Raw genomic sequence first — 13,738 nt, forward strand, 5'->3', positions numbered from 1 at the left:
CGCCTGCCCACCGGCCACCACCTCCCACCGAAACCCTCGGGAGACAGCCTGCCCGATCCGTCCTCAGAACCGACGGATTACACGATCAACATTCAAAGACGGGGCACTAGTAGTACTTTGTCGTGATTGGATACGGTCTCGGGGTTTCCATCGGGTGGGGAAGCGGGTTTTGCAGGTGGGGCAGGCGCCGGCCAGGCGGACGAGGAGGTGTTGCAGGTCGCGGAGGACTGCGTAGAGGCTCAGGCCGGCGCTGCTGCTTTTGGGTGGTTGAGGCGTTGCAGGGTGCAGAAGGCGTGGGCTGCGGAGACGAGGGTGACGTGGTGGTGCCAGCCTTGCCAGGTGCGGCCTTCGTAGTGGTGCAGGCCGAGGCCGGTTTTCAGTTCGCGGTAGTCGTGTTCGATGCGCCAGCGTAGTTTCGCCCATCTGATGAGGGTGCGTTTCGGTGTGGTGGCGGGCAGGTTCGACAGCCAGTATTTGGTGGGCTCTTTCTGGTCGGGTGGCCATTCGGCGATCAGCCATGCCTCGGGCAGGTCGTGGTCGCGGTGCGCGGCCAGCAGCGTGCGTCCGGCGGGACGCACGCGGGTGAACACGAACCGGGAGCGCATCTTCACGGGTGTGCCGGCCCGGACGCGGGAGCCGTCTCGCCAGGTGACAGTCTGGGCCTGTTCCGGTCCGCCGGCCAGGATCAGGTCCTTGACCGCGACGGCGGGTTCCCGGTAGCGCGGTTGCGGATACGTCCCGACGCCCTGGTAGGGCGGCGTGGTGCGCACCGTGGCCTGCGGATAGACGCCGGTGCGGATCGACACCTGCACCACATACGACATGCCGCGGTGTCGGTGACCAGGTTGACGCTCACCCCGAGCTGACAGTTCGTGACTTTCCCGTGGTGCCCGTGTACTGCCGGGCCACCCCCGGCGACGCCGTGCCGCACTTCAGCCAGCCCGTGTCGTCCACCGCCCACGCCACCGGCCCGATCACCGCGCCCATCCGGGCCGCCAACCGCCGCCGTACCGGCGTCACGTCCCACGGACTGTTCGTCACGAAATGGTTCAACGCCTGATCATGCACACCCTCCAAGCGACCCGCCATCGGCTGGATCGACTTACGCCGCCCGTCCAGCATCAACCCCTGCAGATACGACACCGCCCGGTCCCGCCACCCGACCCGGGTCAACGACCCGAACACATCCTGCGCGAACCCGGCCAGGTCATCCCGCAGGCGAGCCACCTCACAACCGTCCATGCAGGACCCAACGAGCCGCAGATAGTAGCAGCCATCACCGTTCATCAAAACGTGACAAAGTACTACTAGGAGGCGCGCAGCCCGGCGAGGATGAGGTCGGCGAGCTTGCCGATCACTTGGGCGCCTGTCGTCGGAGGCAGTCGCCGTAGTGAGGCGATGGCGAGGAGGCCGGCCCGCACGTCGTCAGCATCGACGCCATCACGGAGCAACCCGGCGGCCCGCGCGCGGGCGACGAGCACGTTCAAGGCCTGGGAGTGTTCCCGGCGTTCCTTCTGGAAAGCGGCGCCCACGTCGCCGGATCCCAGCAGTGCCTCGTTGAGTGCCCGGTCGTGGATCTGCCGATCGGCGAACTCGAGGACTGTGCCCGATAGCGCCCGCCACGGGTCGGGGTCGTCGAGCGCTTGGCGCATCTGCGTGCCGCAGGCGTCGACGCGTTCGGCGAGGACCGTGGTAACCAGATCGGCGCGGGTCGGGAAATGTCGGTAGAGCGTCGCCACACCGATCCCCGCCCTGCGGGCGACCTCGCGCATGGGCGCCTCGAGCCCGGCTGCGGCGAACGTCTCCCGTGCTGCCGCCACGACCCGTTCACGGTTGGATCGGGCGTCGGCACGCTGCTTCTGAGGCATCTTCGGCCGTTGTCCTTCTCACTTCGCCCGAGGGCGGAACGGCTGCTCCGTTTCCGGTCTACGGTACGGCAGCGACCACGTTTTCTCAGGCAGAGGAGCCTTCGATGTTCGCAGTGCAGTTCGACCGGTTCGGCGGTCCGGAGGTGCTTCACCTCGGCACGGCCGAGGCGCCGCAGCCGCAGGTCGGTCAGATCCGGGTGCGTGTTCGGGCTGCCGGGGTGTCCCCGGCCGACATCGGTCTTCGGTCGGGCCGCACTCCGATGAGTGCCCAGTTGCCGTTGCCGCACATCCCCGGCGTCGACGCGGCCGGAGTCGTCGACGTGATCGGCGATGGCGTGGACGGCGTGGCCCTCGGCGACCACGTCTTCGGTGTCGTGGACCTGGCGAAGCTCGGCGGTGCCAGCGCGGAGTTCGCGGTGCTGCAGCTGTGGGCCCACAAACCGGCCGCCATGCCGTGGTCGCAGGCCGGTGCGGCGGGCTCCAGCGTCGAGACGGCCACCCGCGCTCTCGACCTGCTGGAGCTGCAGACGGGGATGACGCTCCTGGTCGACGGCGCCACCGGTGGCGTAGGCAGTGTCGCCGTCCAACTGGCCGCGGCCCGCGGCATCCGGGTCATCGGCACCGCCCGTGCCGGCAACCATGATTTCCTCGCTCGGCTGGGGGCGACGCCGATGAAGTACGGGCCGGGCCTCGCGGACCGGGTCACCGCCCTGGGTGTGGCCCGCGTAGACCGCGCACTGGACGTCGCCGGCGCCGGGTCGCTGACGGAACTGCTCGAGTTGACCGGCGGCCCGGCAGCGGTGGTGACCCTGGCCGACTTCACCGCCCGCGAGCACGGCGTCCGCCTGTCCATGGGACAACTGGCCGGTGAACCCGACGGCCGGCACGGCCTGCGCGCCGCAGCGGAACTGTTCACTCAGGGCCGGTTCACGGTGCCGATCGAGGCCGTCTTCCCCGTCCAGCAGGCGACCGACGCACACGAGACGGCCGAGCACGGATCCCGCCGCGGGAAGATCGTCCTAAGCGTCGACGACGCGCAAGGGGTCTAACCCTCCAGCCGACGCGGCCCAGAAGCATCTGCTCATCGGCTGGTCCCTGCCCCGGCCGGCCCGGAGCACCATCGCGTCGAGTAGCGCGCGATTCCCGGCACGTCAGCTGTCGGCGTACGAGTTGCAGTGCAGAGCCGCGTACGCCATCAAGTACACAGCGCGGCCATCGACCTCCGCGAGGTCCGCAACGAGCTGGCGGTCGAGCCGACGCCAGCACGCAGACCCTCCCGGTTACACAGGGTGATGCTTTCCGACCCCTGGCGGCGTCCGGATCCGCCGAAGTCAGTGCCTCAGTGCCCAGCTCGCACGAATTCAGGATGAATCTGCGTACGAGATGAATTCGAGCAGGCTTCCGTCGGGATCGCGAAAGTAGACGCTCGTTCCCGTCCCGCCGGCGCCGAATCGTCGAACAGGCCCCGTCTCGACCTCGACGTGGAGCTTCCGCAGGTGCGACACGGCTTCTTCGATCGGTCCCTCCCAGACGAAGCAGATGTCACTGTTCCCAGGGCGGACAGCGAGACGGGCAACGTTGTCCGCCAGGTCGACACCTGGCCCGTGGACGTTCAACTGCGTCTGACCGACTCGGAACGCAACGCGGTCGCCACCGACGCCGATCACCTCAGCGCCGACGACATCCCGATAGAAAGCGGTGGAGACGTGCCAATCCGAGACAGCAATGACGGTGTGGTCGAGGCGGGTCACGGGAGACATCACTCGACCCTACTCCCGCGAGGTCGCGCCGCCGGTCACCCGAATCCGCTGCAATCCGGGCGCCAATCCTCGTCCACCGATCACTCACCGTGAGCAGCGAGCGTGATTCGCCGAGCGGGCCGCCGTCGCAACGTCCGGAATGTGTCACGCCCGCGACCTCTGCACATTTGGCGAACCTGACTCTGCACCAGAACCCGTACGCCGACAGGCAGTAAGCCCAGCCACCAATGCAGCGGTGACGTGCGCCCGGGTGGTGGCTTCAGGACCGGTGGTCCCGCGGGTAGCCGCAGGCAGATGGGCATGCAGCAGCCCGGCTCGTGCGGGGTTGGGGTAAGAGACGCTGGGCAGCCAGTTCTGCAGTCTGCGTGGCGACAGTTAGTCGACCTTGTCCCGAGTCGCGAACCGGGTAAGGAAGCTCAGGGTGATCGCGGAGTCGATGTCGCGGAACAGCCCGAGCACGCCGGGCAGAACATGTTCGAGGTGGGCTCGGAGCTGATTGGTCATCGCGACACGGGCGGCGATGAGGTCCTTGCGGGCGCGGACGGTCATCCGCAACGTGAGTGTCGCGGGAGAGTCGACGGTGAGGGGACGCAGGCGATGGTGATCGGTGCGGACGGTGTCGGCCAGGACGTAGGCATCGAAGCGGTCGTCCTTGTTGCCGGCTGCGCCGTAGCGGCGGCGCAGGTACTTGATCTGGTTCGAGGCGATCACGAAGACCGTGAGCCCCGCATCGAGGAGGGCCTCGACGACGGGCCGGCTGGGGCGTTCGATACCGACCTCAAGCACACCGGTCTGCTGCAGGCATCGCAGCAGCTTCCGCAGCCCCGCAGCGGTGTGCTCGACGATCATCCGTTGAACCCCGACACCGTCGGGGCCAACGATCGCGACGGCGTGCTCGGTACTGGCCCAGTCGATGCCCGCCGTTGGTCGACGGACCGAGGGCTGGTGTTCGACACTCATGGTGTCCTCCTTGCTGTTGCCGCAGCAGGTGGGCACCTGGTGGCCTCAGGACACGGAGCCCGGTCGCTCACTGATCGGCGCTCGACGACGCGCCAGTCATACGTGCCCTGGGACCACCAGCCCCCGCGGAACTCATGCCGGACCTCTCACGGTCAAGCGGACAAGGCGGTGGCCCGGTGGAGACCAGGTGCGCCGACGACCCCAGATCACCGGCACCAGACACAGTGCCCGACGAGACCGCCGACAGGAAGAGTCTGCGCAGTGAGCGGACATCATGGCAGTGGCCGCTTGCGCCTTTGTCTAGTTGACACTTGATAAAGTACATGCTTGAGTAACCCCGTGGAGGCCACTGTTGAAGAGCAGCAACTCGACGCGTTGTTCACAGCGCTCAGCGATCGCACCCGGCGGGACATCGTCGTGCGGCTGAGCGCGGGCGATGCCACGGTCAAGGAGCTCGCCGAGCGGTACGCCATGAGCATGCAGGCTGTGTCGCAGCACCTTCAGGTGCTCGAGCGCTCCGGCTTGATCAGCCGGGGGCGTCACCGCCAGACCCGCCCGTGCCGCCTCGAACCGGGAACGCTGAGCGTCGCAGCTTCGTGGATCGAGGCGAGCCGGCGCATGTGGGCCGAGCGGATGGACTGTCTGGAGACGCACCTGGCCCGTCTACAAGAGGGCGAAGAGCGGTGACCGACGACGAACTCGTCTACGAGCGGGTGTTCAAGGCACCGCGCGAACTGGTCTGGCGATGTCTCACCCAGCCCACCGAACTCGCGCACTTCTGGGGTCCCCGGGACATGACCACGCCGATCGATGGCATTGTCGTCGAGCTTCGGCCCGGCGGCCGCTTCGAGACGCTGATGGTCGGCCCGCACGGCAGCTATCGGATGGTCGCCACATTCACCGAGATCGTTCCGCCCGAGCGGCTCGCCTGGGTTGAGCCGTCGAGTGGGATGCACACCACCAGCACGCTTGACGATCAGGGTGGTGGCCGGACCGCGGTCGTCATCCGTCAGCGGCATGTGCCCGAGGCTATGCGGAGGCCCGAAGCGCGAGCTGGCTTCCTTACCTCTCTCGACAAACTCGACGAATACCTCAACCTGCTGATAAGCGGAGACCGATCATGACCGACCCGCAGACCTGGGTAGCACCGACATACGAACGATGGGCCAATCTCCTCACCACTTCCCCTGCCGTGACGTGGGATGCGCCCACCCTGTGCGACAAGTGGCTCGTGCGTCACGTCGTCGCGCACGTGACAATGCCGGCCCGGCTGAGCCCTGAGCAGTTCGGCGCGGAGATGGCGGCGGCCCGTGGCGACTTCACCGTGCTCTCCGACACGGTGGCCGCGAGGGACGCTTCGCTGCCTCCCGAGGAGCTTCTCAGCCAACTCCGGACGCCGAAACTGCACGAGTGGCTACCACCGGGCGGCGGCGCGGCGGGCGCCCTTAATCACGCTGTAATCCACTCGCTCGATGTGACGATCGCGCTCGGCCGGCCCACTGTCGCACCGCGAGAGGCTGTGATCACCGTCCTCGACCTGCTCACCGCGCCCAACGGCACGCTGTTCGGCGTCGACATGACCGGCATCCGGATCGAGGCCACCGACACCGCTTGGAGCCGGGGAGAAGGCCGGTCGATCCGCGCCGACAGCGGCTCACTGGTCGCTCTTCTGAGCGGCCGCACCCTGCCCGACGGCCGTAAGCTGCCCCGGAGCTGATCGCCGGACCGACATCCGCCCATCGGCAGATCCGCGTGCCGCCGGGTCGTCCCTACCGTCACACTGAGTAATTGGTGAGCTTCGGGCGCGGGCCAGCGCCTCCGCTGCCGACTGCCTGTACGCACTTGCCGCCGCCGATAGCTGCTATGTACATGCCGGCGTACGCGGCTATGTATTGGGACTCGTACCCCGACACCGGGGCGTGGTTGGCCGTGCCGGCATGGCTCCTCGCGGATGTCGCCGATGCCACCGGGTTGACCAGCGCGTTCAGCAACGCCCTTGCTGTATTGAGGCAACGGCGGCCCGGGCATGACCCAAAAGAAGACGCCCCTTCCGTATGACGGCGGCGGCGCCGAAGCGGCGGTGGGGCGGTGTCGGCGGCGGCTTCGATCAGCCGGGCCGGGGGGGTAACCCCATGGTGCTCACTGGCGTCAGCTTCATCACCAACAGACATGCCAGCCGGATCGTGTAAGCGATCAGGATTCCGAATGCTTGGACAGGTACAGCAGCACCCTCTTCCGTCGAAGGATCCTCATGTCCCGCACCCCCCGCAAGCACCGGTCCACGTATCGCCTTCTGTCGTCTCTCGCCGTGCTGACCCTGGCTGCCGGTGGCGCCACGGCGTGTGGCGACGACGGCTCCTCCGCCACCTCCTCGACCTCGAAACCCCCCACATCGTCCGCCTCGCCGTCGACCAGCCGGGCGGCCGCAGCGAAGCTGCACATGGTCAACAACGAAGGACATCGCCTGGCCTTCTACGTCACGCAGGGCAGCGGTTCCACCATCGTCCTGGACTCCGGCGGCGGCGAGTACTCCTCGCAGTGGAAGGACATCGCCCCCAAGCTTCACGCGGCCACCGGCGCCACCGTCATCACCTACGACCGGGCCGGCCTCGGCGAGAGCGACGTGGTGCCCGGCGCGTGGAAGGTCGAGAGCGCAGTCAGCGACCTCAAGGCAGGTCTCAAGCAGCTCGGCGTCACCAAGGACGTAACCCTGGTGTCCCACTCCCAGGCCGGCGAGATCGCGAACAACCTTGCCCAGGACAACCCGGAGATGCTCTCCGGCGCAGTCCTCGTCGATGCCAACCTCCCCCAGTTCTTCACCGACGAACAAATCCCCCGCCTCGTGGCCGCGGGCCAGCCGGACGTCGACCTGGCGAAGAAGGATCCCGAGAAGCCTGCGAACCGCCAGCTCATCTCCACCGCGGAAGGCTTCGCCGCCGCCCACCAGACCTTCCACAAGGTGAAGTGGCCCGCCTCCGTGCCAGCCACGGTCATGGTGTCGGAGAAGACCCCCTTTGCCGGGTCTCCCGAGGACGCCCAGCGCTGGCGCGACGCCGCCGCCTCGTTCGTCAAGGAAGCCCCCAACCGCAAGCTCGTCACCGCCAAGGGCACCTCCCACGAGATCCCGACAGATCGCCCCGACCTCGTCATCACGGTGATCGAAGACATGTTCGCGGCACAGCACTGACCGCAAGGCGAGGCCCTCCCCCACCGGCGGGGCGGCTTCTAGGGGTCGTCGCAACACGTGGTCGTGTTGATCAGGCCGAAAGCAGTTCATGCAGGCACTCGACTGGGTTTCCCAAGCTCCTGGCCTAGTCAGTAAGACCTTCCACAACCGCCGCGCTACTCCTCTGCCGACAGATCAGCCGCCTCCGCAGCAGTCGATTGCACGAACGGTTCCGCCAGCGCAGCCGAAACCCAACCAAGCCTGCGCACGTCAGCATCGATTTCGGCGCGCTCGACTGCTGCGGACCGCGGCTCCAGTTCCGGGTCAACCTTCCGCGCGGCGTCGTGGCTAGATCATCGCTCGCCCGGTCCGTAGACCGGACGCAGCGATCCGGCGGCGCCCCGGTCGGGTCCGTGATCAGGGCCCCGGCAAAGTTGTGAGGGTGTCCGGCTTGGGTAGTTTGAAGTAGAAGCGCCGGTGTTGGTGACAGCAAGACGGGCATGACCGGATCAGAAGATCATCAAGGTTCTCTACGCCACGATGATCTATCCGAAGTGAGCCATGCCCGCACTGCCATCATCGCTGACCTCTTCTCTGTCCTGCGCACCGGCTCTGACTGTTGCTGAAACCGCTGGTGGGCTGCCCACAGCACTCGCCGGTCTGCCTGACCCGCGAGCCCGGCGGGGTGTGCGGCACAGGCTGCCGGTCGTGGTGACCGCGGCGGTCTGCGCCGTGGTTGCCGGCTACCGCTCGTACACTGCGATCGCTGAATGGGTCGCCGACGCTCCGGACACGACCGTCCTGGCCTTGGGCATCGCCCCGGATCGGCGACCGTCGGAGGCGATGATCCGCCGGCTGTTGCAGGTCCTGGATCCGCAGTTGCTGACTGCGGCGATCGGTCTCTGGCTCGACGGGCGTGCCGCGCCCAGCGCCGCGACGGGCCGGCGGGCGATCGCGGTCGACGGAAAGTCGCTGCGTGGATCCCGCACCACCGACGCTGCCGCCCGACACGTGATGGCTGCTTGCGACCAGGTCAGCAGCGTGATCCTGGCCGACACCGGCATGGACGGCAAGACCAACGAGATCACCCGGTTCCAGCCGTTACTCGACCAGATCGGCGATCTACACGACACCGTGATCACCGCCGACGCGCTGCACTGTCAGCGTGAGCACGTCACCTACCTCGCCGAACGTGGCGCCCACTGGATCCTGACCGTCAAAGGCAACCAGCCTCACCTGCATCAGCAACTCACCGCTCTACCCTGGCGGGCCGTCCCGAACGCCACCCGCGACACCGACCGCGGTCACGGTCGCCGCGAGATCCGCACTCTCAAAATCCTGACGATCTCCACCGGCATCGACTTCCCGCACGCGGCCCAGGCCATCCAGATCCGCCGCCGTCGACACCGACTCGACCAGCCGAAACGCTTCACCACCGAAACGGTCTACGCCATCACCGACCTACACGTGCACCAAGCGAAACCCGCGCAACTGGCCACCTGGATCCGAGGGCACTGGCACATCAAAACAAGATCCACTGGGTCCGCGACGTCACCTACGACGAAGACCGCAGCCAGATCCGCACCGGCAACGGACCTGAGGTCATGGCCGCCTTACGCAACGCCGCCATCGGCGCGCTCCGCACCGCCGGAATCACCAACATCGCCGCCGGCACCCGCCATCACGCCCGCGACGCCGACCGGCCACTGGCACTTCTCGGCGTCACCTGACGACAGAGATGATGTTCGTGAGTGCCTCCCGGCGGGGTCTGACCCACCTGACGACTGACTTCGGGTCCTTCAAAGATTTGTCGGCCCTGGCCGGGAGGCACTCGTGCACGCACCGGACGTGGCGTTGTGACTTCATAGGAGCCTGGCCAGAGGCCCCATCTCTGTCTTGTCCGCGTTGCCCGGCTGGTGCGTGCCGCCCTGCCCCACTGCGACGAGCGACAGGACGACGATGTCTCCCATTACACCTGATGAAGCCCAGATCGAGGTCGTCGGTGGGGTCGACATCCACCAGGACACCCACACCGCGGCGGTGATCGACTTGGTCGGGCGGGTGCTGGGCACCGAGCAGTTCCCCGCGACGGCGTCCGGCTACGCCACCCTGTTGGCCTGGATGCACGGACACGGCCGGCTGAGCCGGGTCGGAGTCGAGGGCACCGGCGCCTACGGCGCGGGACCGGTCCGCCTACTGCGTGACGAGCAGATGCAGGTGATCGAGGTCGATCGACCGGACCGCAAGACCCGCCGGTTCCAGGGCAAGTCCGATCCGATCGACGCGGTCCAGGCCGCCCGGGCCGCGCTGGCAGGCGAACGCACCGGCACCCCCAAGCAACGCGACGGCCGGGCCGAGGCCCTGCGCAACCTGCGGGTCGCCCGACGCAGCGCCGTCGACCAGCGCGCCGAGACTCAACGGCAGATGAAGGCCCTGATCGTCACCGCCCCCGACGAACTACGCGCCCAGCTGCGCGACCTCAACATCACGAAACTGATCGCCACCTGCGCGAATCTGCAACCCGACCAAGCCGACGCGGCCATCCCAGCCGTCGCCGTCGCGCTTCGCTCGCTGGCCCGCCGCCACCAGCACCTATCCACCGAGATCGCCAACCTCGACGAACTACTCGAACCCCTGGTCACCGCCATCAATCCGGCCCTGCTGGCGGCGAACGGCGTCGGACCCGACGTCGCCGGGCAACTGTTGGTCAGCACCGGCGAGAACCACGACCGACTCGCCTCCGAAGCCGCGTTCGCCATGCTCTGCGGGGCCGCCCCGATCCCGGCCAGCTCCGGCAAGACCACCCGACACCGGCTCAACCGCGGCGGCGACAGACAGGCCAACGCCGCGCTCTACCGCGTCGTACTCGTCCGGCTGCGATGGGACCCACGCACCCGTGACTACATGCAGCGACGCACCAAGGAAGGCATGTCCAAGAAAGAGATCATCCGCTGCCTCAAGCGCTACGTCGCCCGCGAGCTCTACCAGCTCATCACAGCAAACGATCTTCAACTCGCGGCTTGACATCTATAGGAGCATCTTTGCCGGGGCCCTGGGTCCGTGATGCCTACGGTGCCGCGCGTTCACCAAGGCCTTGACCGGAGCGACCACCCGGTATTGAGTCTCAATCGGCTCGGGACCGTCTATCGTAGCGCCAGGGCCGGCCGACCTCACCATACTCTTCCACCGAGATGGTCTTGACTCCATCGCGCATGCGTGACCGGTACAGCAGCCCATCGAGATGGTCAATCTCGTGCGCAACGATCCGTGCTACTCCCTCGGAGAAGGACGTGATGGAGGTGTGGCCGTCGACAGTTTGGTGTTGGACCTCGATTGTTCGCGCCCGTGGCACTAGACCACGCTCGTCGAAGAAGCTGAGGCAACCCTCGAACTGCTCGTCTGTTGCAGACGAGTACCCGATAATCTGCGGATTCAGCAGCGTGATCATACCTCTGTCGGGAGTGCTCACTACAGCTGCCGAGCGTCCGATCCCGATCTGGGGCGCCGCCAATCCCATGCCCTTTGCAAACGTGTGCTCTTGGCTGACGCGTTCAAGCTTCGCCACCAGTTCACTGGCAACGCGCCGAGCGACTTCGGCCTCCCTCGGCAGGTCGAACGGCCTTGCTTCTGTTCGTAAGACTGGCTCAGAGTCGGCCTCTTGTACTATACCGAGCCACCTCATGCGCTCGCTGAGGCGGCGGTGCAGCTCGGACTTCGCCATATCGGCCCTGAACTTCCATTCGATTCGGAATCGAGAAAGCACCTCGGGATTCTCGGTCGACCACCTGTAGAATACCCGACCGTGCTGCTCATGCTCTTGGATTCGGGTTCGGAACGGTCGCGAGTTCGCCGTCATCGAGGTCTCGATCCCCCACAGCTGAGGCCGCAAGGAGGCCGGAAAGTCGAGCAACATTGTGAGGTGACGGGTGGGTAGCCTGATCGCGCGGTTCCACCATGGCCCCCACTTGTCCTCGGGTACGGTGTATTCGTAGTCGATCCATCGCACCTCGCCTGGATACAGCGGGAAATTCGCTCCGGAATTTTCAAAGAGCAACCAAACCTCTTTGGCCGCGTCGCGATCATCCTTTACCAGCCAGAGCATCTGCTCTCCCTCAGACCTTGCCGAGAGGCCGATTTCCTTCCAGGTGAGGGGGTTGCTGCGATGATGTTGGTTGGATCGGACGGGATCACCTGGGTAACGATCGACTGCGATGCGGATCAGGTAGCGTGTCACGGGCTCGGTACCGATGTTCTCCAAGCGGCGTCGAATGTGGGCGTGGAAGACCTGACGCTGGTCGTCAAAGGTCAGCCGCGCGACCTCCTGGTCCACAACGACCTTGGCTCCCGGTGCGGATTGGGCTTCGCCGCCGCTTGGTTCGCCATGTCGAGACGGCATCGTATGCCCGACGCCAGGCTGGTCCTGACCGACGCCCGCTGGCGCGCTCAACGCCTCCTTGAGTGCCTGGAAGACCTCCAACTCAAGACCGGCCGCTGACTTGAAGGTCCGGACGATCAACCTGGATGAGCGCAGCCTTTCCCGGAATGTGTCGATCTTCTCACGTCGCGCGTCGATGAGGCTTGCCGGGATGTTCGCTTCCTCGTCGAGCAGAAAGATTAGCCGTGTAATGCCTGCCGTGCCCGCCTCATTGATTTCCATTTCTGTGAATGATACCAATTCGTTTGGGACGATCGACCCATAGCGGAAACCGATCACTCCCACCAGTACCTGGCACTCACGAACGCGTTGCCGACAGTAGTCGGCGGCGTCGCTATCCCCGGCCGGGAAGTATCGCATGTCGACGGTAGCCATGCCCGCCCTGCTAACAGCATCCAATGCGGAGCGCACGAAGGAACGACTCCTAGGGAATTCCGCCATGTCGGACGTATGGCTTAGGAACACCCGGATGGGACTGGCCACCTCGACGCCTCACCGGAGCAGTCATCGCCTGCGGTCCTGTCACTGCCAATTGGCCGTCAGCATCCGGAACCTACCAGCAGTCAGCAACCCCGGACCTCAGGATAGCCGAGGCGGAACAGGCGGGCGTAGCGTCGCAGAGCCGATCAGATGATCAGACTGGCCGCTCCTCGGCCCGCCTCTGCCGGTGTCAGCAGGTCTCCGCCCAGCACCACGTGCTCGAATCGGTCCAGGGAAACCCGCTCGAAAATTGCACCTGACAATTGCGCGAACTGCTGCTCTGGTACCAACTTGATCGAGGTCGCGATGACAACCGTGGGCATCCTGCCTGCCAGAGCAGCGGTACCGACGCTATTGAAGATCATCCTTGGCCCTATGGCGTCAGCACCCACGAGTCCCATCATGCCGCTCGTCACAGCCCTCGACGGCAGCCTCTGGATGACTGTATCGACGAGCCCACTACCCGGCACGACATGGACCTCGCAGTTGCGCTCCGCCAAAAGCCTGGCCATGCTCGCGACGCTACGCTCAACGTCCCGGTCAATGGCCTTACGCAGACCTCGGAGGGCCTCCGCCGCATCCGGCCTGCGAGCCCCTTGGGCAAAGTGCTGCGGTCGCCAGCAGCTGCCCGGGCAGGATCTTGGGACCATGGCCGGGCCTGGGGCCATCACGGCGTCGCCAGGGCCGCACCACCTGGTGTACGCGAGGTCCATCCCATGTACGTGCTGGCCGTACGGGGCCCTGTCCACGGGGGCTTCGATCTTCCGGCGATTCGCTGTCCCGCATCCTGCAGCTCTAAATGTAGTAGGCGTAACGCGTGGCAATCCGAGCGCTGCTCGGAACATGCTTGAGGATCGAGCCGACCCTGTAGGCGGTGCGCAGGGTGAGCGGGTCGCGTTCGTCGAGTTGGGCGTTGTTCCAGTTCATCTTGGATAGGGCGAGTATGTCGGCGCCGGCGGCTAGTGCCTCGTCATGCGGCCTTGAAGGGGTAATCCGGGTGGCGGATCTTGGACTTGGTAGCGTATCCCGTTTTCGGGCGGGTCCGCTGGTTGTGCCAGCGGATGTAGTG

At 66.3% G+C, this 13,738-nt stretch carries 13 protein-coding genes and 1 pseudogene; 7 read left to right on the forward strand and 7 right to left on the reverse strand.

All coding sequences use genetic code 11. The annotated features are described in order from the left end of the window. Positions 1 to 239 precede the first annotated feature (239 nt). Together ACXN5W_RS29405 and ACXN5W_RS29410 are read right to left on the reverse strand one after the other, a co-directional pair. Positions 240 to 1,242, reverse strand: a pseudogene (locus ACXN5W_RS29405) (IS701 family transposase). A 65-nt stretch (positions 1,243 to 1,307) separates the two neighbouring features. Continuing rightward, entirely contained in the window at positions 1,308 to 1,868 is a 561-nt protein-coding gene (locus ACXN5W_RS29410; protein WP_473161642.1) for a TetR/AcrR family transcriptional regulator, read from the reverse strand. A 104-nt stretch (positions 1,869 to 1,972) separates the two neighbouring features. Here ACXN5W_RS29410 and ACXN5W_RS29415 point away from each other — a divergent pair, with 104 nt between their 5' ends. Continuing rightward, entirely contained in the window at positions 1,973 to 2,917 is a 945-nt protein-coding gene (locus ACXN5W_RS29415; RefSeq protein WP_473161643.1) for an NADP-dependent oxidoreductase, read from the forward strand. 312 nt (positions 2,918 to 3,229) lie between these two features. Here ACXN5W_RS29415 and ACXN5W_RS29420 read toward each other — a convergent pair whose 3' ends face one another. Together ACXN5W_RS29420 and ACXN5W_RS29425 are read right to left on the reverse strand one after the other, a co-directional pair. After that, positions 3,230 to 3,628, reverse strand: a complete 399-nt coding sequence (locus ACXN5W_RS29420; protein ID WP_473161644.1) for a VOC family protein — start codon at positions 3,626 to 3,628, stop codon at positions 3,230 to 3,232. Between the two features lie 375 nt (positions 3,629 to 4,003). Beyond that, a complete protein-coding gene (locus ACXN5W_RS29425) occupies positions 4,004 to 4,588 on the reverse strand; it encodes an IS110 family transposase (protein WP_473161645.1) in 585 nt (194 codons plus the stop codon). 327 nt (positions 4,589 to 4,915) lie between these two features. On the opposite strand from ACXN5W_RS29425, the gene ACXN5W_RS29430 reads away from it, so the two are divergent. From ACXN5W_RS29430 to ACXN5W_RS29455, 6 genes are all read left to right on the forward strand, one after another. Next, positions 4,916 to 5,275, forward strand: coding sequence for an ArsR/SmtB family transcription factor (locus ACXN5W_RS29430; RefSeq protein ID WP_473161646.1), 360 nt, complete (start codon positions 4,916 to 4,918; stop codon positions 5,273 to 5,275). After that, positions 5,272 to 5,712, forward strand: a complete 441-nt coding sequence (locus ACXN5W_RS29435) for an SRPBCC family protein (protein WP_473161647.1) — start codon at positions 5,272 to 5,274, stop codon at positions 5,710 to 5,712. The genes ACXN5W_RS29430 and ACXN5W_RS29435 overlap by 4 nt, the downstream gene beginning before the upstream one ends. Continuing rightward, positions 5,709 to 6,305, forward strand: coding sequence for a maleylpyruvate isomerase family mycothiol-dependent enzyme (locus ACXN5W_RS29440; RefSeq protein WP_473161648.1), 597 nt, complete (start codon positions 5,709 to 5,711; stop codon positions 6,303 to 6,305). The genes ACXN5W_RS29435 and ACXN5W_RS29440 overlap by 4 nt, the downstream gene beginning before the upstream one ends. 534 nt (positions 6,306 to 6,839) lie before the next feature. Then, a complete protein-coding gene (locus ACXN5W_RS29445) occupies positions 6,840 to 7,775 on the forward strand; it encodes an alpha/beta fold hydrolase (protein ID WP_473161649.1) in 936 nt (311 codons plus the stop codon). A 687-nt stretch (positions 7,776 to 8,462) separates the two neighbouring features. Continuing rightward, positions 8,463 to 9,542 carry an ISAs1 family transposase gene (locus tag ACXN5W_RS29450; RefSeq protein ID WP_473161650.1) on the forward strand — a complete coding sequence of 360 codons (1,080 nt, stop codon included), beginning with the start codon at positions 8,463 to 8,465 and terminating at the stop codon, positions 9,540 to 9,542. 171 nt (positions 9,543 to 9,713) lie between these two features. Further along, entirely contained in the window at positions 9,714 to 10,778 is a 1,065-nt protein-coding gene (locus ACXN5W_RS29455) for an IS110 family RNA-guided transposase (protein ID WP_473161651.1), read from the forward strand. 100 nt (positions 10,779 to 10,878) lie between these two features. On the opposite strand, the gene ACXN5W_RS29460 is transcribed toward ACXN5W_RS29455, so the two are convergent. From ACXN5W_RS29460 to ACXN5W_RS29470, 3 genes are all read right to left on the reverse strand, one after another. After that, a complete protein-coding gene (locus ACXN5W_RS29460) occupies positions 10,879 to 12,672 on the reverse strand; it encodes a peptide deformylase (RefSeq protein WP_473161652.1) in 1,794 nt (597 codons plus the stop codon). Positions 12,673 to 12,815: 143 nt separating this feature from the next. Then, a complete protein-coding gene (locus ACXN5W_RS29465; RefSeq protein ID WP_473161653.1) occupies positions 12,816 to 13,181 on the reverse strand; it encodes a hypothetical protein in 366 nt (121 codons plus the stop codon). 283 nt (positions 13,182 to 13,464) lie between these two features. Beyond that, positions 13,465 to 13,596: a hypothetical protein gene (locus ACXN5W_RS29470; RefSeq protein ID WP_473161654.1), complete on the reverse strand. Its 132-nt coding sequence runs from the start codon at positions 13,594 to 13,596 to the stop codon at positions 13,465 to 13,467. Positions 13,597 to 13,738: the final 142 nt, after the last annotated feature.

It is taken from the genome of Plantactinospora sp. A48, assembly GCF_055793945.1.